The organism is Pseudomonas sp. JL27(2026), from assembly GCF_056933555.1.
On sequence record NZ_CM167794.1, the window covers coordinates 5,030,502 to 5,050,431 of the forward strand.

19 protein-coding genes, 4 tRNA genes and 1 pseudogene are annotated in these 19,930 nt (G+C 58.3%); 11 read left to right on the forward strand and 13 right to left on the reverse strand.

The window, feature by feature from the left end; all coding sequences use genetic code 11:
- Positions 1 to 86: 86 nt before the first annotated feature.
- Both AC1Z1G_RS22895 and AC1Z1G_RS22900 read left to right on the forward strand, forming a co-directional pair.
- Entirely contained in the window at positions 87 to 3,035 is a 2,949-nt protein-coding gene (locus AC1Z1G_RS22895; protein WP_483622584.1) for a DUF748 domain-containing protein, read from the forward strand.
- On the forward strand, positions 3,036 to 3,329 hold the full coding sequence (locus tag AC1Z1G_RS22900; RefSeq protein WP_483622585.1) for a DUF2845 domain-containing protein: 294 nt from the start codon (positions 3,036 to 3,038) through the stop codon (positions 3,327 to 3,329).
- 210 nt (positions 3,330 to 3,539) lie between these two features.
- Here AC1Z1G_RS22900 and AC1Z1G_RS22905 read toward each other — a convergent pair whose 3' ends face one another.
- Together AC1Z1G_RS22905 and AC1Z1G_RS22910 are read right to left on the reverse strand one after the other, a co-directional pair.
- Positions 3,540 to 3,896: a BON domain-containing protein gene (locus tag AC1Z1G_RS22905; protein ID WP_483622586.1), complete on the reverse strand. Its 357-nt coding sequence runs from the start codon at positions 3,894 to 3,896 to the stop codon at positions 3,540 to 3,542.
- 313 nt (positions 3,897 to 4,209) lie between these two features.
- The gene (locus AC1Z1G_RS22910) at positions 4,210 to 4,626 is read right to left on the reverse strand and encodes a pilin (RefSeq protein WP_483622587.1); all 417 of its coding nucleotides are present in this window, start codon (positions 4,624 to 4,626) and stop codon (positions 4,210 to 4,212) included.
- A 225-nt stretch (positions 4,627 to 4,851) separates the two neighbouring features.
- Here AC1Z1G_RS22910 and pilB point away from each other — a divergent pair, with 225 nt between their 5' ends.
- The 5 genes from pilB to yacG are packed head-to-tail and all read left to right on the forward strand — an operon-like array spanning position 4,852 to position 9,465.
- The gene (gene pilB, locus AC1Z1G_RS22915) at positions 4,852 to 6,552 is read left to right on the forward strand and encodes a type IV-A pilus assembly ATPase PilB (protein WP_483622588.1); all 1,701 of its coding nucleotides are present in this window, start codon (positions 4,852 to 4,854) and stop codon (positions 6,550 to 6,552) included.
- Between the two features lie 3 nt (positions 6,553 to 6,555).
- On the forward strand, positions 6,556 to 7,773 hold the full coding sequence (locus AC1Z1G_RS22920) for a type II secretion system F family protein (RefSeq protein ID WP_483622589.1): 1,218 nt from the start codon (positions 6,556 to 6,558) through the stop codon (positions 7,771 to 7,773).
- Positions 7,774 to 7,775: 2 nt separating this feature from the next.
- Complete coding sequence (locus AC1Z1G_RS22925; protein ID WP_483622590.1) at positions 7,776 to 8,648, forward strand: prepilin peptidase; 873 nt, start codon at positions 7,776 to 7,778, stop codon at positions 8,646 to 8,648.
- Complete coding sequence (gene coaE / locus AC1Z1G_RS22930; RefSeq protein ID WP_483622591.1) at positions 8,645 to 9,268, forward strand: dephospho-CoA kinase; 624 nt, start codon at positions 8,645 to 8,647, stop codon at positions 9,266 to 9,268. Before AC1Z1G_RS22925 ends, coaE begins: the two co-directional genes overlap by 4 nt.
- Positions 9,265 to 9,465, forward strand: a complete 201-nt coding sequence (yacG, locus tag AC1Z1G_RS22935) for a DNA gyrase inhibitor YacG (protein WP_483622592.1) — start codon at positions 9,265 to 9,267, stop codon at positions 9,463 to 9,465. Before coaE ends, yacG begins: the two co-directional genes overlap by 4 nt.
- Positions 9,466 to 9,474: 9 nt before the next feature.
- Here the strand turns inward: yacG and AC1Z1G_RS22940 are convergent, their stop codons facing one another.
- The 4 genes from AC1Z1G_RS22940 to AC1Z1G_RS22955 all read right to left on the reverse strand — a co-directional run bounded on the left by AC1Z1G_RS22940 (position 9,475) and on the right by AC1Z1G_RS22955 (position 11,958).
- On the reverse strand, positions 9,475 to 9,690 hold the full coding sequence (locus tag AC1Z1G_RS22940) for a hypothetical protein (protein ID WP_347902077.1): 216 nt from the start codon (positions 9,688 to 9,690) through the stop codon (positions 9,475 to 9,477).
- Between the two features lie 89 nt (positions 9,691 to 9,779).
- Positions 9,780 to 10,469, reverse strand: coding sequence for an energy-coupling factor ABC transporter permease (locus tag AC1Z1G_RS22945; protein WP_483622593.1), 690 nt, complete (start codon positions 10,467 to 10,469; stop codon positions 9,780 to 9,782).
- A gap of 222 nt (positions 10,470 to 10,691) precedes the next feature.
- Complete coding sequence (locus AC1Z1G_RS22950) at positions 10,692 to 11,261, reverse strand: hypothetical protein (RefSeq protein ID WP_483622594.1); 570 nt, start codon at positions 11,259 to 11,261, stop codon at positions 10,692 to 10,694.
- The gene (locus AC1Z1G_RS22955) at positions 11,233 to 11,958 is read right to left on the reverse strand and encodes an alpha/beta hydrolase (RefSeq protein WP_483622595.1); all 726 of its coding nucleotides are present in this window, start codon (positions 11,956 to 11,958) and stop codon (positions 11,233 to 11,235) included. The genes AC1Z1G_RS22950 and AC1Z1G_RS22955 overlap by 29 nt, the downstream gene beginning before the upstream one ends.
- A gap of 205 nt (positions 11,959 to 12,163) precedes the next feature.
- Between AC1Z1G_RS22955 and AC1Z1G_RS22960 the strand changes: the two genes are divergently transcribed.
- The 4 genes and pseudogenes from AC1Z1G_RS22960 (at position 12,164) to AC1Z1G_RS22975 (ending at position 14,540) form a co-directional block, all read left to right on the forward strand.
- On the forward strand, positions 12,164 to 12,790 hold the full coding sequence (locus tag AC1Z1G_RS22960; protein WP_483622596.1) for a DUF1780 domain-containing protein: 627 nt from the start codon (positions 12,164 to 12,166) through the stop codon (positions 12,788 to 12,790).
- Positions 12,791 to 12,834: 44 nt separating this feature from the next.
- Positions 12,835 to 12,954, forward strand: a pseudogene (locus AC1Z1G_RS22965) (MOSC domain-containing protein); the annotation flags it as partial.
- Between the two features lie 53 nt (positions 12,955 to 13,007).
- Positions 13,008 to 13,181: a DUF3094 family protein gene (locus AC1Z1G_RS22970; protein WP_347902080.1), complete on the forward strand. Its 174-nt coding sequence runs from the start codon at positions 13,008 to 13,010 to the stop codon at positions 13,179 to 13,181.
- Positions 13,182 to 13,241: 60 nt separating this feature from the next.
- The gene (locus AC1Z1G_RS22975; protein ID WP_483622597.1) at positions 13,242 to 14,540 is read left to right on the forward strand and encodes an NAD(P)/FAD-dependent oxidoreductase; all 1,299 of its coding nucleotides are present in this window, start codon (positions 13,242 to 13,244) and stop codon (positions 14,538 to 14,540) included.
- A 170-nt stretch (positions 14,541 to 14,710) separates the two neighbouring features.
- On the opposite strand, the gene AC1Z1G_RS22980 is transcribed toward AC1Z1G_RS22975, so the two are convergent.
- From AC1Z1G_RS22980 to rluD, 7 genes are all read right to left on the reverse strand, one after another.
- Positions 14,711 to 14,787 (reverse strand) — tRNA-Pro (locus tag AC1Z1G_RS22980).
- Between the two features lie 95 nt (positions 14,788 to 14,882).
- A tRNA-Lys gene (locus AC1Z1G_RS22985) sits at positions 14,883 to 14,958 on the reverse strand.
- A 5-nt stretch (positions 14,959 to 14,963) separates the two neighbouring features.
- Positions 14,964 to 15,040, reverse strand: a tRNA-Pro gene (locus AC1Z1G_RS22990).
- 9 nt (positions 15,041 to 15,049) lie between these two features.
- Positions 15,050 to 15,125, reverse strand: a tRNA-Asn gene (locus AC1Z1G_RS22995).
- A gap of 306 nt (positions 15,126 to 15,431) precedes the next feature.
- Positions 15,432 to 17,996 carry an ATP-dependent chaperone ClpB gene (clpB, locus tag AC1Z1G_RS23000; protein WP_483622598.1) on the reverse strand — a complete coding sequence of 855 codons (2,565 nt, stop codon included), beginning with the start codon at positions 17,994 to 17,996 and terminating at the stop codon, positions 15,432 to 15,434.
- Between the two features lie 129 nt (positions 17,997 to 18,125).
- A complete protein-coding gene (pgeF, locus tag AC1Z1G_RS23005; protein ID WP_483622599.1) occupies positions 18,126 to 18,851 on the reverse strand; it encodes a peptidoglycan editing factor PgeF in 726 nt (241 codons plus the stop codon).
- Positions 18,848 to 19,810 (reverse strand): 23S rRNA pseudouridine(1911/1915/1917) synthase RluD, encoded by a 963-nt coding sequence (gene rluD / locus AC1Z1G_RS23010; RefSeq protein WP_347902084.1) that lies wholly within the window; start codon positions 19,808 to 19,810, stop codon positions 18,848 to 18,850. Before rluD ends, pgeF begins: the two co-directional genes overlap by 4 nt.
- Positions 19,811 to 19,930 lie beyond the last annotated feature (120 nt).

Below are 19,930 nucleotides of genomic sequence, written 5' to 3' on the forward strand. Positions count from 1 at the left end.
AACAAAATCTGAAGAATCCTGTTCGAAGGCGATTACTTCGGAACCGTAAACGCGTGCCATACTCCAAGGCACTCCGATCCAGACAGATGAAGCCCCACATGCCCAAAGGATTGATTCGCGCTATCGGCGCTTTGTTGACCGCTCTGGCCCTCTACAGCCTGCTGGGGTTTCTGATTTTGCCGGGCATCGCCCTGCGGGTCGCCAACCAACAATTGGCCCACTACGCCACGGTGCCGGCCCACATCCAGCGGATCGAACTCAATCCCTTCAGCCTGGAATTGACCGTGTGGGGCCTGAACATTGGCGAGCCGGGCAAAGAGCAGATCGGCTTCGAACGGTTCTACGCCAACCTGCAGATCGACAGCCTCTGGACACGTGCGCTGCACCTGAGCGACATCGAACTGGATAAACCCAAGACCGAGCTTCTCTTTGGCAAGGACGGCCAGCTCAACCTGCTGGGCCTGTTCAAACTGCCAGCCAGCGAGCCGACACCCGCCGACCCGAACGCCAAGCCTTTCCCTGTGCGCGTCGAGCGCATCAAACTGGCGGGTGGCTACGTCCACTTCCAGGACTTGCGCCCCAGCGAGCCCATCGAGTTCCTGTACAACACACTCGATTTCGAACTGAGTAACCTGTCCACCCTGCCCGACGACAACGCCGCCATGACCCTGGTGGCTGTCGGCCCCGAGGGTGGGCAGATCGACTGGTCCGGCCATGTCAGCCTGATCCCTCTCACCTCCGAAGGCACACTCAAAGTCACCAACGGCAAGATGAAAGCCTGGTGGCCCTACGTGCGCGACGCGGTGCCGCTGGTCCTTGAAGATGGCACCCTGAGCCTGAGTACCGACTACAAGCTCAGCCTGGCCAAGGGCACCGAACTGCTGCTGAGCAATACCGCGCTCAGCGTTGCACCGTTCGCGATCAAGGCCCCGGATGGCCGGCCACTAGTGCGCCTGGCGCGCCTGGACGTCAGCGAAACCACGATCGACCTGGCCAAACAGCAGGTGGTGGTCGGCAAGGTCCGCAGCGAAAAACTCGAAACCTGGGCGGCCCTCGAATCAGACGGTCAACTCGACTGGCAAAAACTCTTTGCCAGCCAGCCAGCCAAACCGGCGGCAAAAGCAGAACCTGCGGCCGCGCCCGCAGCAGCCGACTCGCCCAAAGCCGCGCCGGTTGCCCCGAGCAAGCCCTGGCAAGTCCTGTTGAAGGATGTGCAACTGCGCGATTACCAGGTTCACCTGGCTGATCGCAAGGCACAACCGGCCGTAGCACTGGAAGTCGGCCCACTGAACCTTGACCTGCAAAACTTTGACAGCCTCAACGGCTCGCCTTTCACGCTCAAGCTCGACACCGGGCTGGGCAAGCAGGGCAAGGTCCTGGCGAGTGGCGAAGTCAATCTGGCGCCGATCAGCGCCAGACTCAACGTACAGACCAAGGACATCGACCTGCGTGTCGCCCAGTCCTATATCAGTCCGTTCATTCGCCTGGAGCTGCGCAGCGGCATGCTCGGCAGTGATCTGGCAGTCAACCTCAAAAGCACCGAGCCGTTGGCGTTCAACATCACCGGCCGAGCGCAGATTGATCAACTGCACACCCTCGACACCCTCAAAACCCGCGACTTCCTCAAGTGGCAGCAAGTGGTGGTCGACGGTATCAACTACCAGCACGGCGACAGCCTGTCGATCGACAAGATCAACCTGCAACAGCCGTATGTACGCTTCATGATCAACGATGACCGCACCACCAACATCGATGACCTGCTGATCCCGCAACCGGCTGGTAACGGCACCAAGACCGCTGCGGCGAAACCTGCAACGAGCACGAACAAACCGCTGGGCATTCACATCGGTGGCATCGCGATCAATGACGGCTCGGCGAACTTCGCCGACTTCAGCCTGACCCCGAACTTCGCCACCGCCATTCAACAGCTCAACGGCCAGATCGGCACCATCGACAGCCGCCAGGCCAAACCGGCCAGCGTCGACGTCAAGGGCAAGGTCGACCGCTATGCGCCAGTCACCATCAAGGGCAGCGTCAACCCGTTCGACCCGATGGCCGCGCTGGACATCGCCACCAGTTTCAAACGGGTAGAGCTCACAACCCTCACGCCCTACTCCGGCAAATTTGCCGGGTACCGGATCCGCAAGGGCCGGCTCAATCTCGACGTGCACTACCTGATCACCAAGGGCCAGCTCAAAGCTGAAAACAAAGTGGTCGTGGAACAACTGGAGTTGGGCGAAAAAGTCGACAGCCCGGACGCCGTGAGCTTGCCACTGAAACTGGCCGTCGCGTTGCTCAAGGACGTCGACGGCAAGATCTCCATCGAACTGCCAATTACCGGCGACCTGAACAACCCGCAGTTCAGCGTGATGCCGATTATCTGGCAAACCCTGCGTAACCTGATCGTGAAGGCCGCCGCCGCACCGTTCAAACTCATTGGCGGGCTGGTCACCGGGGGCGACTCCCAGGACCTGGGCAGCGTTTCGTTCGCACCAGGTTCAAGTGACCTGAGCAAGGACGCCGAAGGCACACTGGTCAAATTGGCCAGTGCGCTCAAGGAGCGTCCGGCACTGCGCCTGGAAATCGAAGGCACCGCCGCGCAAAGCAGCGACGGCCCGCTGATTGCCGAGCAGCGACTGGAACGCGAATACCAGTACAACTACTACAAAATACTCCAGCGTCGCGGCGACAAGGTCCCGGCCCAGGCTTCGTTGCTGGAGGTCCCGGACGGCGAAAAAAATCCGCTGCTCGAAGGCATTTACCGCACACGCCTGAAAACCCAGCCACCGGCCGAATGGGCACAACTGAGTAAAGATGAACGCACAGCCAAACTGCGCGAAGGCGTGATCAAGTTCTGGGCGTCAAGCGACGTACTCTTGCGTCAACTGGGCCAGGACCGCGCCAGCAGCATCAAGGATTACCTGGTGGATAAAGGCCAACTGGCCGATGACCGTGTGTACTTCATCGATGCCAACCTCGGTCAGGCGGAAAGTGACGGCCGCGTGGTCACCCCAATGCACCTGGATGCCGAATAAGTGCGCGCCCGAATACTGATCTGCCTGGTGGCGTTTGCTACCAGCCACGCGTGGGCAGCCGATACGTTGCGCTGTGCCAGCCAACTGATCAGCGTGGGTGATCGCGCCAGCGAAGTGCTGCAAAAATGCGGCGAGCCGGTTGCCCGGGACTCCCTGGGCTACAAGCGCAGCGCCAATCGCCGGGAAGAATTTCAGGTCGAGGAATGGACCTACGGCCCGAACAACGGCATGTACCAGTACCTGCGCTTTGAAGGAAACAGGCTGGTGCAGATCACCAGCAAACGCGGTAACTGAACCAGGCACAACACCAAGGTGGGAACGCCGCCCGGCCCGCTTCCACAGTGGGTTTGCGGCGCTGCCAATAGAACAGGCCCCGACACGAATGCCGGAGCCTGTAATGACCACATCCTTGTGGCCGGTCGCATGAACTCAAAAGCAGCGACAGGTGTATGACTCGGCCCACCTGTCGCGTCTTCTCCCGGTCCAGGCGAGAAGCCTTGCGCGTTACTCGGCTTTCAGACCGTCAGCCGATACTGCTTTCACGCCTTTGATTTTTTTGGTGATGTTCACTGCGGTGGTCTTCTGGGCTTCGGTAATGACTACGGTCGAAGACAGTGACACAACGCCTTTGTTGGTTTCGACTTTGATGTCGGTGCCAGGAATGCCTTTCTCGGTCATCAGATCGCTTTTTACTTTGGTGGTGATCCAGGTATCGGAAGTGGCTTCGGTAGCCTTGGTCATTTCACCGGCAGCCACCACCATGGGTGATTGGGTGGTTTGAGTGGTCTGGGCAAATGCACCGCTAGCCAGGGTCAGGGTCAGCGCGGTAGCAGTTGCGGCAGCGATAGCGAACTTCTTCATACGAGTAACTCCTGTTTTTCCAGAAAGTCTGCTGCAGTCGATCCCAGCAGGGTTATCAGGGATGTTGCAGAGGATGTGCCAACATCAAGACAAAGAATAAATTCATATAAATCAATAGCTTATAAAATCATCAAAAAATCGGAATCATGCAAATTGCATGACCCGGCCATTCTCTACATGCAAGTTGCGGTTTTTTTTCAGGCTTAACGCCATGAATGACTGAACGCTTCCCCAAGGTCAGTCCGCCACCCAATGACGAGCAAAAAAATGCCCCGCGTCCGCAGAGGCGAGGCATGGGTTCATCACTGCACGATCAGGCGCCGGTGCAACCTTTAGGCGCGTAGTCCTGCAATGCGGTGGTCGCACACGACCAGCCGTTTGTCGCGTCACGGGTCAAGGTAATGGTTTTGCTCAATACAGGCGCTGGTGCATTCACAAGCGTGCACACGATGGTGCCGGCCCCTGTGGAAGCGGTGCCCGTTACCACCAGCGTGCAATTGCTGGTCGCCGCGGCGCCACCAGGCCCCACGTTCGCCGTGGTCGGCGCGGTCCCTTGATTGATCACATCTTCATACGGAACCTTCATCGCCGAAATCTCGGCCAGCCCGGCGGTCAGCTTGGCCCGCGCTTGATACTTGGAATACATCGGCAGGGCAAATGTCGCCAGAATGCCGATGATCGCGACCACGATCAGCAGCTCGATCAGGGTGAAACCTTGTTGTCTGTTCATAAACGGCTCCAGGCATGAGGCGAAATCTCATGATCTGGACAGTACAAAGCACAGCACATGCCAACGCATTTCTGCCCAGCCCTGTGGGGTTAAGGGCCTGGTCTCACGTGGCTCCTGACCTGAAGAAGCGCACTATCTGACATTTTTTGTCACCCAAGCCTCGCTGGTTTGGCGCCACCGGTTGACTACGCTATAAGTCTTCAATGGTTTGCGTCTGGTGCTCGAATGAATGACATCGCCCTGTCCGGCCTGGCCAAGCAATTGGTGCTGGCCGAAGTGCTCACTGAAAAAAGCGCGCAACAGGCGTATCAGCAAGCTCAACGCAGCCGGGTTTCCCTCGTCAGCTACCTGGTACAGAACAAACTGGCGAAAAGTCGTCAGGTCGCGGAAATCGCCTCGGAACATTTTGGCGTGGCCTTTCTGGACCTGAACTGCCTCGACAAGGACACCCAGCCCAGAGACCTGGTCAGCGAAAAACTGGTTCGCCAACACCATGCCCTGCCCCTCTGGCGGCGTGGCAACAAGTTGTTCGTCGGTATCAGCGACCCCAGCAACCAGCAGGCTATCAACGACATCCAGTTCAGCACCGGGCTGACCACCGAAGCCATCCTGGTGGAGGACGACAAACTCACTGACGCCATTGAGCGATTCTTCGATAGCCACACCACCGGCCTTGAAGACATGGCCGATGTGGACCTTGATGGCCTGGACATCGAGACGATCGACGACAAGCGCCTGGATGCTATCGCCGGGCAAGACGCCGACGATGCGCCGGTGGTGCGCTTCGTCAACAAGATGCTGCTCGATGCAATCAAGGGCGGGGCCTCGGACCTGCATTTCGAGCCCTACGAAAAAACCTATCGAGTACGGGTGCGTACCGACGGCCTGCTGTGCGAAGTGGCCAAGCCACCGATCCAGTTGGCCAACCGTATCGCTGCGCGGCTCAAGGTCATGGCCAGCCTGGATATCTCGGAGCGCCGAAAACCTCAGGACGGGCGCATCAAAATGCGCCTGTCGAAAAGCAAATCCATCGACTTTCGGGTCAACACCCTGCCAACGCTGTGGGGCGAGAAAATCGTCATCCGGATTCTCGACCCGTCCAGCGCCCAAATGGGCATCGATGCCCTCGGCTACGAACCCGAGCAAAAAGACCTGTACATGGCGGCGCTCAAGCAACCCCAAGGGTTGATCCTGGTAACCGGGCCGACCGGCTCGGGCAAAACCGTCTCGCTGTACACCGGTCTGAACATCCTCAACACCGTCGACATCAACATCTCCACCGCCGAAGACCCGGTGGAGATCAACATGGAAGGCATCAATCAGGTCAACGTCAACCCCAAGCAGGGACTGGACTTCGCCCAGGCGCTACGCTCCTTCCTGCGCCAGGACCCGGACGTGATCATGGTGGGCGAAATCCGCGACCTGGAAACCGCCGAAATCGCCATCAAGGCAGCCCAGACCGGGCACATGGTGCTTTCCACCCTGCACACCAACAGCGCGGCGGAGACACTGACCCGACTGCATAACATGGGCATTCCCGGCTTCAACATCGCCACTTCGGTCAACCTCATCATCGCCCAGCGCCTGGCGCGCAAACTGTGCAGCCACTGCAAACGCGCCATCGACATTCCCGAAGAGACGCTGCTCAAGGAAGGATTCCCTGGGGAACGCATCGGCTCGTTCACGATCTATGAGCCCGTCGGTTGCGATCTCTGCATTGGCGGCTACAAAGGACGCGTGGGGATCTATGAAGTGGTGAAAAACACCCCCGAGCTGCAACGGTTGATCATGGCCGAAGGCAACTCACTGGAGATCGACACGCAAATGCGCAAGGACGGCTTCAACGACCTGCGCACTTCAGGTCTGCTCAAAGCCATGCAAGGCGTTACCAGCCTTGAAGAAGTCAACCGGGTAACCAAGGATTGAGTCATGGCGGTCAAAGCCGTAAAAGTCAGCGTTTACGCTTGGGAAGGCATCGATAAAAAAGGCACGAAAATGACCGGCGAACTGAGCGGTCATAACCCGGCGCTGATCAAGGCACAATTGCGCAAGCAAGGGATCAACCCCGGCAGGGTGCGAAAGAAATCCTCCTCCCTGCTGCGGGCCGGTCAACGCGTCAAAGCTCATGACATTGCCCTGTTCACCCGGCAAATGGCGACCATGATGAAGGCCGGGGTGCCGTTGCTGCAGTCGTTCGACATCATCGGCGAAGGTTTCGATAACCCGAACATGCGCAAGCTGGTAGACGAGGTAAAACAGGAAGTCGCCGCCGGTAACAGCTTCGCTGCCGCACTGCGCAAAAAACCTCAGTATTTCGATGAGCTCTACTGCAACCTCGTAGACGCGGGTGAACAGGCCGGGGCCCTCGACACGTTGCTGGAGCGTGTCGCCACCTACAAGGAAAAAAGCGAAAGCCTCAAGGCCAAAATCAAGAAAGCCATGACCTATCCACTGGCCGTGGTTTTTGTCGCGATTGTTGTTACCGGCATCCTCCTGATCAAGGTCGTACCGCAATTCCAATCGGTGTTTGCCGGGTTCGGCGCCCAGTTGCCGGTCTTCACCCTGATGGTCATCGCCCTTTCCGAGTTCTTGCAGGCGTGGTGGTGGCTGGTGCTACTGGTGTTGATCGCCACAGGCTTCGGCGTGCGGCAAGCGTTCAGGCGCTCGCAACGCTTTCGCGACGCACTCGACACCTACCTGTTGAAAATGCCACTGGTGGGCGCGCTGATGTACAAGTCATCCGTGGCCCGTTATGCACGCACCCTCTCGACCACGTTCGCTGCCGGCGTGCCGCTGGTTGAAGCCCTCGACTCGGTGGCAGGAGCCACGGGCAACGTCGTGTTCAAGAACGCGGTGAACCGGATCAGGCAGGATGTATCCACAGGCATGCAGTTGAACTTCTCCATGCGTGCCACGGGCATGTTCCCCAGCATGGCGGTTCAAATGACGGCCATCGGCGAAGAATCCGGCGCACTGGATGACATGCTCGACAAGGTCGCAAGCTTCTACGAAGCTGAAGTCGATAACATGGTCGACAACCTCACCAGCCTGATGGAACCCTTCATCATGGTGGTGCTTGGCGTTATCGTCGGCGGTCTGGTGGTTGCCATGTACCTGCCTATTTTCCAACTCGGCACAGCGATCTGAACATGCCTTTGAGTGAGTTTCTGGCCAGCGTTCCACTGGCGTTTGTGTTGACGGCACTGGTGCTGGGGCTGCTGATCGGCAGCTTCCTCAACGTAGTGGTCTGGCGCCTGCCGAAAATGCTTGAGCGCGAATGGCGGTTACAGGCCCACGAAGTACTTGGTTTACCGACCGAATCGTCAGGGCCGGTTTACAACCTGATGCTGCCGCACTCCGAGTGCCCCCACTGCGGTCACCGCATACGCGCCTGGGAAAATATTCCACTGCTCAGCTATGTGGCACTGCGGGGGCGCTGTTCCAGCTGCAAGACGCCCATCAGCCGCCGCTACCCGCTGACCGAACTGGCCTGTGGCGTGCTCTCGGCGTTTATCGCCTGGCACTTCGGGTTCGGCTGGCAGGCCGGTTGGGTATCGCTCCTGAGCTGGGGCTTGCTGGCGATGAGCCTGATCGATGCCGAGCACCAATTGCTCCCCGACGTGTTGGTCATGCCGCTGCTGTGGCTGGGGTTGATCCTCAACAGCTTCAGCCTGTTCGTACCCCTGGCTGATGCCGTGTGGGGCGCCGTGGCCGGCTACCTGGCGCTGTGGTCGGTGTTTTGGGTATTCAAGCTGCTCACCGGCAAGGACGGCATCGGCCACGGCGATTTCAAGCTGCTGGCAATGCTCGGCGCCTGGGGCGGCTGGCAAATCCTGCCGCTGACCATTCTGCTGTCTTCATTGGTGGGCGCCGTGCTGGGGCTGGTTTTACTGCGTCTGCGCGATGCAAAAACCTCGACGCCCATCCCCTTTGGTCCTTATCTGGCCATTGCCGGCTGGATTGCCTTGCTCTGGGGTGGTCAAATAACCGATCTCTATTGGCAGTCTGTCGGTTTTAAATGAATACCCCTGTGGAAAAACCCTGGATCCTCGGCCTGACTGGCGGCATCGGTAGCGGCAAAAGTGCCGCGGCCCAGCACTTCATCGACCTGGGCGTGCATCTGGTGGATGCCGATCATGCGGCGCGCTGGGTAGTGGAGCCGGGGCGCCCGGCGCTGGCGCAGATCGCCGGGCACTTTGGTGCTGGCGTGTTGCAAGCCAATGGGCAACTGGACCGGGCAGCCTTGCGTAAACTGATCTTCGAGGTGCCCGATGAGCGGCGCTGGCTGGAAGCATTGCTGCACCCGCTGATTGCTCAGGAGATCGCCAGCCATCTGGCTCGCGCCGAATCGCCATACGCGATTCTGGTCTCACCGCTGTTGATCGAATCCGGGCAGTACACCATGACCCAGCGGGTGCTGGTGATCGATGCCCCGGAACACTTGCAAGTCGAACGCACCCTGGCACGTGACCAGACCAGCGCCGAGCAGGTGCACGCCATTCTCAAAGCGCAGGCCACGCGTCAGGACCGCTTGCTGCATGCCAACGATGTGGTGGTCAACGACCGCGACCTCGCGTGGCTGCACAACGAGGTCGAACGCCTGCACCACTTTTACCTTACTTTGCGTGGAGGCCAATCATGAGCCAACCCCCTATTGTCGAATGCCCAACCTGCGGCGCACCCGTTGAATGGAGCGCGACCAGCACGTTCCGGCCGTTCTGCTCGGACCGTTGCAAACTGATCGACCTGGGTGCCTGGGCGTCGGAAGAGCACAAGATCCCGGTCAGCCCGGACGCTGAAGACGAGCTGTTCAGCGAAGACTTCGACCCGCGTCACTGATGCCGACCGTCAGGGTCGCATAAAGCCGTAATCCTGCCCGTCGTCGAGGTTCTCGGCGAGAAACTGCAACTCGTCGGCCAAATCCTCGACACTGCGTACGTCCTTGCTCTGCTGCACCACCGCACTGAGCAAGGCTCGCAACGTCAAACCGGGTTCAAACCCCGCCTCATGCGCCGACTCCAGGCTGTTGCGCAACTCCTGCCGGGCCCACTCGTAAACACTCATGCCGATACTCCTGAAGGTTTTTCAGAGCATGAGATCGCCAGCCCTTCGACGATTTGATGTGGATCAAGGCTTGCGATTACCTGCGGGGATCAAGAGCGCGGCTCATTATCATTCCAGGGGGCGCTGAGGTAGCGCGTGCGGTTGAAGGTTTCCAGCCATTCGGGACAAAACACCACCAACGCACTGATCACCATGCCGTTGATAAAGGCCTCGGGGAACATCACCAGCCACAGGTAGCCGATAAAGTCCTCCAGCCATTCCGGCATCGCGAAGCGCCCGTCAAACCATAACAACCCCAGCCCCACCAACAGGCACAGCAATGCCGAGAGCGCGGCGGCAAAAAAACCGGAACAGAAGATATACACAAAGGGATTGCGCGGCTGCGCCCGCTCTACAAGGATTGCACAGCATTCGGTAACCAACACCGGCAGCAGAATCAGCAAGGTGCCGTTGACGCCCATCGCCGCCAGATCCTGGCGCCCAAGCAGCACCAGACCGACTTGCGCCACCAGCCCGCCGATAATCGCCAGCGGCCAGTCGAGCAACAGGGTCACCGCCGTCATGCCAATGAAGTGATACGACACACCGGTATTGAAGTCCCGCCGCACCAGCCACAACATGAACAACGCGAACACCGTGCCAAACAGTAAATGCTGGCGCCGACTGTCGCTGAACAACTCGACCCACGGTGCCCGCAAAACCGCCCAGACCAGCACCGGCACATAAATCAGCCAGCCGACCGTGAGGGTTTCAGGTGAGAGCAACCCTGCACCGATCATGGTTGAACGCTCTCCAGCGCCTCGCGCAGTTGCGTGGCCGTGGCGTACTCGTGCCGGCCAATCAATTGACCGTCCTTGAGCTGCAACCACAACACCGACCAATACTTCACGACACACTCCTTGTTGTTCTGTGCGAATCAATAAGTCAGCAGTCTACACCGCGTGATCCCAGGCTCCAGCACTCAGCAACAACCCGGTACGCAGCGATCGAACGCGCCTTCGTCACGGCGCCGCTTCGGCCTTTTTCACTTCACGCAACAGGTCTTTCGTCGGGATATACACGGTATTGCTATAGAACGGTTTGAACCCGTACCCCAGAACGACCACCTTGCAGGCAATACTTGGCTTACTGGCTAAAAGGACATCGAGTGTCGCATTGGGGATGGGACTCACATTGTCGTCGCTGTCCACCGCTTCGAAAAATGCATCTGCCGTAAACTCATAACCTTTGGCAGCCGCTACTGGCTCAGCCCCCCGGCTTGCATGAAAAGCCCCCCGCAGGGAACGCGTCATCGTGTGGGTCGATGAAAAATCCAGATCGTCCTCAAGTGCGCACAGCAATTGCTCGTGGGTTTGAATTTCTCCTCGCGTCTTGGAAAATACATTTAACAGGTCTTGATTTGACGCAAAAGCGACCTTGTATAGTTGCGGATGCTCAATGGCGACCGACAAAAAGGTAAGTTCAGCCTCAGGTTTATTATGACTTTTGGCACACGAAACACATAAGGCACACAGCACGACAATCAAAAACCGCTTCATGGCTTTACCCCAAATAGTCGGTAATGGACTCATGAATAATAGTCGCTGCCGACTTGCCACTCGACAGCGTTGTATCGAACATTCGCATCGCCATATAGTGGTTGGCATCCATGGTGTCATTGATATCAGGCCCACAGGAAACCAGCCACTTCTCACCGAAGTTTGCAACACCATCCGTGTCATCAGGCGTTGAGGGATTGGCACAGACATTGATCCACTGTTCTGCTTTAGGCTTGGGTTCCGCGAAGTGAATATCAGAGCCCAACGACACCAGGAAACCTCGTCCAACGGGATCCAGCGTGACCAATAATTTAACAACGTAGCCCTTATCGGTCAGAATCTGCGATAAGTGCGCACCGTTCCAGCCACCCAGGCTATGGCCGACTATGTAGACAGGGCTGGACTTATTGGGTATCAGCTTGATCACTTTATGCTCGATGTCGTACCAGCCTTTCGCCTCACTGTAGTCCAGCCACTTAGAAATGTATTTCGTGCCCCAATATTTTTGAAGCCTTGTCCTCATATACAGCTCAAGTTTTTCCACATGTTTATCAGGACCAAACGTGTAGTAACTTTCTTTATCCGCCGCACCACCGATATAAAATGCAACTGCCTTGCGTTCGGCAACGCTCACTTGCTTTATTTGTTTGTCATTCACGGGGCTCAGCGTGTGAGCGGCTGCAAAACACGCTGTCGTACCATCAGGAAGATTAATCTTTTCAGCTTCCATGCTTTCAACTGTCCAAAAGAGAAGTTAACGATATCGGTACATCTTGGCTTAGCCGTCAGGTACAGGCCTGACTCGCCACTGCTGAGGACCACATATCCGGGCCGCCAATGATGACATTGCGCCAGCCGAGGGTGCCAGTCACTTCTGAAGCCTGGACCAAAGACTTTAATATTCCAAAGCACATTTGAACGCTAAGCTTGGGCCTATGGATGACTCAGATTACCTGCGCCTGCTGACCATCGCGGCCGAGCAAGCCAACGCGTTCCTGTCCAATGCCCGCAAATGGGAGCGTGAGCGTTGGGTCTGCCAGCGCCTGCTGCAAGGCTTGAATATTGCGTATCGCGCCGACGAATTCAGCCCTGCCGGCGAGCCGCCTGACGTGTTGTTTCGCGAAGCGAATTTCGAGGTGTTCTTCGTGCTCGACGAGGGGCGGCGCCTCAATGACGAATGGCGCGACGAACTGCAACGGCGCCGCAGCGCGTTTTCCCTGAGCCAACTGGTGCGCCGCGAAGCCAAGCCACGGCGCATCCCCGCCAATGAATTCCTGTTGAGACTGGCGCCGACCTTGCGCAAAAAAGCCCACAACTACAAGGAACGCGGGATGGACCTGGGGGAGCTGGACATCATTGCCTTCGCCAGCCTCAAGCGTGAAGTCCTGGACCTCAACAGCCACTTCCCACCGCCCACCGAGTACCTGCGCCAGGGCTGGCGCTCGTTGTCGCTGGTCGGGCCGACGTTCGCCCGCGTGTTGTTCGCCCACCCCGATGCACCGGACTTTCTGCGCAGCAACCTGGGCCGCAGCATCGTCTTCGACGTCGGGATCAGCCTGTGAACACGTTGCAGGATCTGATTGCTGCGGTGTCGTAACAAGGCCGGGTACGCGGGCATGGCGCAATCACCGCACGAGTGATACAAAGCGCAATCATTCGCCTGGACGACAGCGTCAGCGTCAAGCCCCTTACAGCCAGCGGCTATGCTGCCTTTAACACCGGATAAATCCGTGTTGTAGCGTCAATACATTTTGCAACGTCTACCTGACGAGGCCTTCTATGACCAGCCGTTTGAACCCCGATGACCAACAGCATGTCGAAGAGTACCTGCAACTGTCCCAGCACCGAGTCGAGCGCCGGCCTTTCCGGCCGTGGATGCTCCTCGTGGTGGTACTGGCAGTGACCATCGGCCTGGGCCTGCTGAGCCGACTTGTGAGTTACCTGACGCTATGAGCTGCATCGCGCTCGCTCGGGTAATTGCACCGTTTTCTTTTAGCCTTGCGAGATATCCCCATGACTCATCGTATTGTTATCGTTGGCGGCGGCGCCGGCGGTCTGGAGTTGGCTACCCGTCTGGGTAAGACTCTGGGCAAGCGCGGTACGGCCAGCGTGATGCTGGTCGACGCGAACCTGACCCACATCTGGAAACCGCTGCTGCATGAAGTGGCAGCCGGTTCGCTGAACTCTTCCGAAGACGAACTCAACTATGTCGCCCAGGCAAAATGGAACCACTTCGAGTTCCAGCTGGGGCGCATGAGCGGGCTCGATCGCGCACAGAAGAAAATCCAGCTGGCCGCCACCTATGACGAACAAGGCCTGGAGCTGGTGCCTGCGCGGGAAGTGGCTTACGACTCGCTGGTGATTTCGGTGGGGAGCACCACCAATGATTTCGGCACGCTGGGCGCGGCACAGCACTGCCTGTTCCTGGACACCCGCAAACAGGCCGAGCGCTTCCACCAACAGTTGCTCAACCACTACCTGCGTGCCCACGCCGGGCAGACCGACAAAGTCGAGCAAATCAGCGTGGCCATCGTCGGCGCGGGCGCCACAGGTGTCGAACTGGCCGCTGAACTGCACAACGCGGCTCATGAACTGGCGGCTTACGGCCTGGACCGGATCAAACCGGAAAACATGCACATCACGCTGATCGAGGCGGGCCCACGGGTCTTGCCTGCCCTGCCGGAACGCATCGGCGGGCCTGTGCATAAAACCCTGGAAAAACTCGGGGTCAACGTGATGACCAATGCCTCCGTCAGCGAAGTGACGGCCGACAGCCTGATCACCGCGGATGGCAAAGCAATCCACGCCAGCCTGAAAGTCTGGGCGGCCGGCATTCGCGCGCCGGGCTTTCTCAAGGACATCGACGGCCTGGAAACCAACCGGATCAACCAACTGCAAGTACTGCCGACCCTGCAAACCACCCGCGATGAAAATATTTTCGCCTTTGGTGACTGCGCCGCGTGCCCTCAACCAGGCACCGACCGCAACGTACCGCCTCGTGCGCAGGCCGCGCACCAACAAGCATCATTGCTGGCCAAATCGCTGAAACTGCGCATCGAAGGCAAGACTTTGCCGACATACAAGTACACCGACTACGGCTCCTTGATCTCACTGTCGCGCTTTTCGGCTGTGGGTAACTTGATGGGCAACCTGACCGGCAGCGTGATGCTGGAAGGCTGGCTGGCGCGGATGTTTTACGTGTCGTTGTACCGCATGCACCAAGTGGCGCTGTACGGGCCATTCCGTACGGCGATGTTGATGCTGGGCAGCAAGATTGGGCGCGGGACTGAGCCGCGTCTGAAACTGCACTAAAAAACTGTGGGAGCGGGCTTGCTCGCGAAAGCGCTGTGTCAGTCGACATAAATGTTGAATGACACGACCTCTTCGCGAGCAAGCCCGCTCCCACATTGTTTTTGCGGTGCCCGTGTGTTTCTTCTGGGCAAAAAAAATCCCCGTATCTTTCGATACGAGGATTTTTAATATGGTCGGGGTAAGGGGATTCGAACTCCTGACATCCTGCTCCCAAAGCAGGCGCGCTACCGGACTGCGCTATACCCCGGTAAAAAAAAGGCACCTTTAAAAGGCGCCTTCTTCGATCAGTGCTTTTGGCCTCTGATCTTAAGATTCGATTCCAGCGTTAACTGGTTTCAAAAATGGTGGGTCGTGTGGGATTCGAACCTACGACCAATTGGTTAAAAGCCAACTGCTCTACCAACTGAGCTAACGACCCAAAAATGGTCGGGGTAAGGGGATTCGAACTCCTGACATCCTGCTCCCAAAGCAGGCGCGCTACCGGACTGCGCTATACCCCGGTTTGAAATTGGCTCCGTGACCAGGACTCGAACCTGGGACCCAATGATTAACAGTCATTTGCTCTACCGACTGAGCTATCACGGAACTACATATTTCAATTACATCTACAACATTTGACGCTTTGCTTCACTCTCTTCGACTCGTTCGCATCGCTGCGTTCGTGTGTCTGAGGCGCGCTATTTTACAATTTTAAAACCCTCTGTCAACCCCCTAAATTGCTTTCAAGACAATGATTTGCAACTTATTTCAGATTTCTCCTTGGGGAGAAGAAACCGTTGGGGCGACTTACTGCGGGGCGCACTTTACAAGCCTTTTCCTTACAGTTCAACACCCTAACGAAAAAAAGGCCCTGCGATGCAGGGCCTTCTCTATTTACCGTGAAACGAACGCTTAGTTGAACACGATTTCGTCGTTCGCCACGGTGGCCATCACACTGGCGCCTGGCAGGAAGCTGCCGGACAAAATCAGCTGGGCCAACGGGTTTTCGATCCAGCGCTGAATCGCTCGTTTGAGCGGCCGCGCGCCATAGACCGGGTCGTAACCCACTGCGATCAGCTTATCCAGGGCTTCACTGCTCAGTTCCAGCTTCAGCTCACGCTCGGCCAGACGGTTGCGCAGGCGACCCAGTTGGATCTCGGTGATGCCGGCGATCTGATCCCGAGCCAATGGTTCGAAGATCACCACTTCGTCGATCCGGTTGATGAACTCCGGACGGAAGTGTGTCGACACCGCATCCATCACCGCCGCACGTTGCGCTTCACGATCACCGACCAGTTCCTGGATCTGTACCGAGCCCAGGTTGGACGTCATGACGATTACCGTATTGCGGAAATCCACGGTGCGGCCATGACTGTCGGTCAGGCGACCATCTTCCAGCACTTGCAGCAATACGTTGAACACGTCCGGGTGGGCCTTCTCGACTTCGTCCAGGAGGATCACCGAGTAAGGCTTGCGACGCACTGCCTCGGTCAGGTAACCGCCCTCCTCGTAACCTACATAGCCTGGTGGCGCCCCGATCAGCCGCGCCACGGAATGTTTCTCCATGAACTCGGACATGTCGATACGCACCATCGCCTCTTCAGTATCAAAGAGGAATTCGGCCAAGGCCTTGCACAACTCCGTTTTACCGACACCGGTCGGGCCGAGGAACATGAACGAACCGCTTGGGCGATTCGGGTCCGACAACCCCGCGCGGGACCGCCGTACAGCGTTGGCCACAGCCACTACGGCCTCGTTCTGGCCGATCACACGCTGGTGCAACAGGCTTTCCATCTTCAGCAGCTTGTCGCGCTCGCCCTCGAGCATTTTCGAGACGGGAATACCGGTCCATTTCGACACGACTTCCGCAATCTCTTCTTCAGTCACCTTGCTACGCAGCAACTGGTTTTCACTTTTGCCGTGCTGGTCGACCATTTGCAGGCTGCGCTCCAAGTCCGGGATCACCCCGTATTGCAGCTCGGCCATGCGGTTGAGGTCGCCTTTACGGCGTGCGGCTTCCAGTTCCTGACGGGACTGTTCGATTTTCTGCTGGATCTGCGCCGAACCCTGTACTTCGGCTTTTTCCGAGTTCCAGATTTCTTCGAGGTCCGAGTACTCGCGCTCGTGACGAGCGATTTCTTCCTGCAGCTTTTCCAGACGTTTCTTCGCCGCTTCGTCGCTTTCTTTCTTCAGGGCCTGGGATTCGACCTTCAGTTGAATCAGGCGCCGCTCCAGACGGTCCAGCACTTCCGGCTTGGAGTCGATCTCCATGCGAATGCGGCTGGCCGCCTCGTCGATCAGGTCAATGGCCTTGTCCGGCAACTGACGATCAGTGATGTAACGATGGCTCAACTTGGCTGCCGCAATGATCGCACCGTCGGTGATCGCCACTTTGTGGTGAACCTCATAGCGCTCCTTCAGGCCACGCAGGATGGCGATGGTGTCTTCTTCACTCGGCTCATCCACCAGCACTTTCTGGAAGCGCCGCTCGAGCGCAGCGTCCTTCTCTATATATTGGCGGTACTCGTTGAGCGTGGTTGCGCCGACGCAATGCAGCTCGCCACGGGCCAGGGCCGGCTTGAGCATGTTGCCCGCGTCCATCGAGCCCTCGCCTTTACCGGCGCCGACCATGGTGTGCAGTTCGTCGATGAACAGGATGATCTGGCCTTCCTGTTTCGACAGCTCATTGAGCAGGGATTTGAGGCGCTCTTCGAACTCGCCACGGTACTTGGCGCCGGCAATCAGCGCGCCCATGTCCAGCGACAGCAGCCGCTTGCCTTTCAGACCATCCGGCACTTCACCGTTGATAATGCGCTGGGCCAAGCCTTCGGCGATGGCGGTTTTACCCACGCCAGGCTCACCGATCAGCACCGGGTTGTTTTTGGTGCGGCGTTGCAGGACCTGAATAGTGCGACGGATTTCGTCGTCGCGACCGATCACCGGGTCGAGCTTGCCGTCTTCGGCGCGCTTGGTCAGGTCGACGGTGTACTTGTCCAACGCCTGACGCGACTCCTCGTGGTTGGCGTCATTTACCGCTTCGCCGCCACGCAGGTTGTTGATCGCATTCTCCAGGGCTTTTTTGCTGACGCCCTGCCCTAGCAGCAATTTGCCGAGCTTGCTGTTCTCGTCCATGGCGGCGAGCAGCACCAGCTCACTGGAGATGAACTGGTCGCCCTTCTGCTGAGCCAGGCGATCGGCCTGATTGAGCAGGCGTGCGAGGTCCTGCGACATGTTGACGTCGCCGGTAGGATTCTGGATTTTCGGTAGCTGGTCGAGCTCTTTGCTCAACTCTTTGCGCAGGCTGTTGACGTCAAAGCCTACTTGCATCAGCAGTGGCTTGATCGAGCCACCCTGCTGTTCAAGCAGCGCCTGCATCAAGTGCGCAGGTTCAATGCCCGGATGATCGAGGCCGACGGCCAGGGATTGGGCATCGGATAAGGCTAACTGCAATTTGCTGGTTAAACGGTCTATACGCATTGGTCACCTTCCTTTGAGCAGGCCGGAGCGATGGACACACCTAAATAGAGAAACCTGCCAGATACCCCACTAGATGCGGTCGATTCTGGAAGATTCAAGCGCTGCAAGGTTGATGCAGGTCAGGAGAGTCTAATGCTCGAGCCAGACCAGGGAGGCAAACCGACCCGTGCGGGACGCGCGGCGGTAAGAAAAGAAGCGTGGATCGGTCACGGTGCAGAAACCGCCACCGTAAACAGCCGTCACACCGCGTGCCGCCAGACGCAGGCGCGCCAGCAGATAGATATCAGCCATGAACTTGCCGGCGTTTTGGCTTGGGACAAATGCCTGATCCGCTTGCGGGAGCTGCTGGACAAAGACTTCGCGAACCTCCGGACCGACTTCGAACGCTTTCGGACCAATGGCAGGACCGAGCCAGACCAATACCTGGTCAGGGTCCGTCGCCAGGGTGTCCAGAGTCGCCTCAAGCACACCATTCGCCAGGCCACGCCAACCGGCATGCGCCGCTGCAACGCGGGTGCCGGCACGGTCGCAAAACAGCACTGGCAGGCAATCGGCAGTCATCGCTGTGCAAGCGATACCCGGTGTTTCAGTCCAGCTGGCGTCAGCCATCGCGACCGTCGTCGGGTCAGCGTGAGCCACCACAATGCCGTGAACCTGTTGTAACCAGGCCGGCTGAATAGAGAAGCAATCGGTGAGGCGACGGCGATTTTCGGCGACAGCCGCAGGGCTGTCCTCGACGTGATCGCCCAGGTTGAGGCTGTCGAACGGCGCCAGACTGACGCCGCCCGCACGGGTGGTGACGCAGGCTTTCACCCCGGCCGGCGCAGGCCAGTCAGGAATCAGCCAAGTCATCATCCGATGAACGCCTCACGGTCTTGCTTGAGCAGCGACAGCAACCAGACAAAATCGTCCGGCAGTGGCGATTCCCAACTCATGCGCTTACCGGTCGTCGGGTGATCCAGTTCCAGGAAACGCGCATGCAGCGCCTGACGCGGGAAATGCTTCAGCGATTCGACCATGGTCACACTGGCTGCCGGCGGGATACGGAAACGACCGCCGTAGGCAGGATCTCCGACCAACGGGTAGTTGATGTGGGCCATGTGCACGCGGATCTGGTGCGTACGACCGGTTTCCAGCTTGACCCGCACGTGAGTGTGGGAACGGAAACGCTCGAGTACGCGGTAATGACTGACCGCCTGCTTGCCGCCTTCCATCACCGCCATGCGCTGGCGCTGTTGGCCGTGACGACCGATCGGGGCATTGATCTTACCACCGGCGGTGACCACACCGATCACGATGCACTCGTAGATCCGGCTGACACTGCGGCTCTGCAACTGTGTTACCAGCTGCGTCTGCGCCTGAATGGTCTTGGCGACCACCATCAGACCGGTGGTGTCCTTGTCCAGACGGTGCACGATACCGGCGCGCGGCACATTGATGATGTCCGGCACGTGGTGCAGCAAAGCGTTGAGCAAGGTGCCATCGGCGTGACCGGCGGCAGGGTGCACCACCAGGCCAGCAGGCTTGTTGATCACCAGGATGTCGTCATCTTCATAGACGATGTCCAGGGCGATGTCCTGAGCTATCCATTCTCCTTGAGCTTCCTGCTCGGCAGTCAGCTCAAGGATGGAGCCGCCATGAACGATGTCTCGCGGGCGGATAACCGCTCCATCCACAGTCAGGCGGCCGTCTTTGATCCAGGCGGAAAGGCGCGAGCGCGAGTGCTCAGCGAATAGTTGTGCGGCGACTTGATCGAGGCGTTGGCCGCCCAATTCGGACGGCACCTCTGCGCTAAGTTCAATTTTATCGGACATGCTCAGACTAGGCGTCGGCTACAGCCTTTGGTTTCGGCTGCGCGCTTGTGGTTAAATACGGCGTCTTTTGCCCCGGGGCTTTCAACGGGGCGCTCATCATAACAGGACGGCCACGCCCAA

Coding starts and splice junctions, on each gene's coding strand:
- AC1Z1G_RS22905 (WP_483622586.1), bottom strand. CDS start 3,896: ATGAAGAAGTTCGCTATCGCTGCCGCAACTGCTACCGCGCTGACCCTG.
- AC1Z1G_RS22895 (WP_483622584.1), top strand. CDS start 87: ATGAAGCCCCACATGCCCAAAGGATTGATTCGCGCTATCGGCGCTTTG.
- AC1Z1G_RS22975 (WP_483622597.1), top strand. CDS start 13,242: ATGACTCATCGTATTGTTATCGTTGGCGGCGGCGCCGGCGGTCTGGAG.
- rluD (WP_347902084.1), bottom strand. CDS start 19,810: ATGTCCGATAAAATTGAACTTAGCGCAGAGGTGCCGTCCGAATTGGGC.
- yacG (WP_483622592.1), top strand. CDS start 9,265: ATGAGCCAACCCCCTATTGTCGAATGCCCAACCTGCGGCGCACCCGTT.
- pilB (WP_483622588.1), top strand. CDS start 4,852: ATGAATGACATCGCCCTGTCCGGCCTGGCCAAGCAATTGGTGCTGGCC.
- AC1Z1G_RS22910 (WP_483622587.1), bottom strand. CDS start 4,626: ATGAACAGACAACAAGGTTTCACCCTGATCGAGCTGCTGATCGTGGTC.
- AC1Z1G_RS22955 (WP_483622595.1), bottom strand. CDS start 11,958: ATGGAAGCTGAAAAGATTAATCTTCCTGATGGTACGACAGCGTGTTTT.
- AC1Z1G_RS22940 (WP_347902077.1), bottom strand. CDS start 9,690: ATGAGTGTTTACGAGTGGGCCCGGCAGGAGTTGCGCAACAGCCTGGAG.
- coaE (WP_483622591.1), top strand. CDS start 8,645: ATGAATACCCCTGTGGAAAAACCCTGGATCCTCGGCCTGACTGGCGGC.
- AC1Z1G_RS22960 (WP_483622596.1), top strand. CDS start 12,164: ATGGATGACTCAGATTACCTGCGCCTGCTGACCATCGCGGCCGAGCAA.
- AC1Z1G_RS22945 (WP_483622593.1), bottom strand. CDS start 10,469: ATGATCGGTGCAGGGTTGCTCTCACCTGAAACCCTCACGGTCGGCTGG.
- AC1Z1G_RS22925 (WP_483622590.1), top strand. CDS start 7,776: ATGCCTTTGAGTGAGTTTCTGGCCAGCGTTCCACTGGCGTTTGTGTTG.
- pgeF (WP_483622599.1), bottom strand. CDS start 18,851: ATGATGACTTGGCTGATTCCTGACTGGCCTGCGCCGGCCGGGGTGAAA.
- AC1Z1G_RS22920 (WP_483622589.1), top strand. CDS start 6,556: ATGGCGGTCAAAGCCGTAAAAGTCAGCGTTTACGCTTGGGAAGGCATC.
- clpB (WP_483622598.1), bottom strand. CDS start 17,996: ATGCGTATAGACCGTTTAACCAGCAAATTGCAGTTAGCCTTATCCGAT.
- AC1Z1G_RS22950 (WP_483622594.1), bottom strand. CDS start 11,261: ATGAGTCCATTACCGACTATTTGGGGTAAAGCCATGAAGCGGTTTTTG.
- AC1Z1G_RS22970 (WP_347902080.1), top strand. CDS start 13,008: ATGACCAGCCGTTTGAACCCCGATGACCAACAGCATGTCGAAGAGTAC.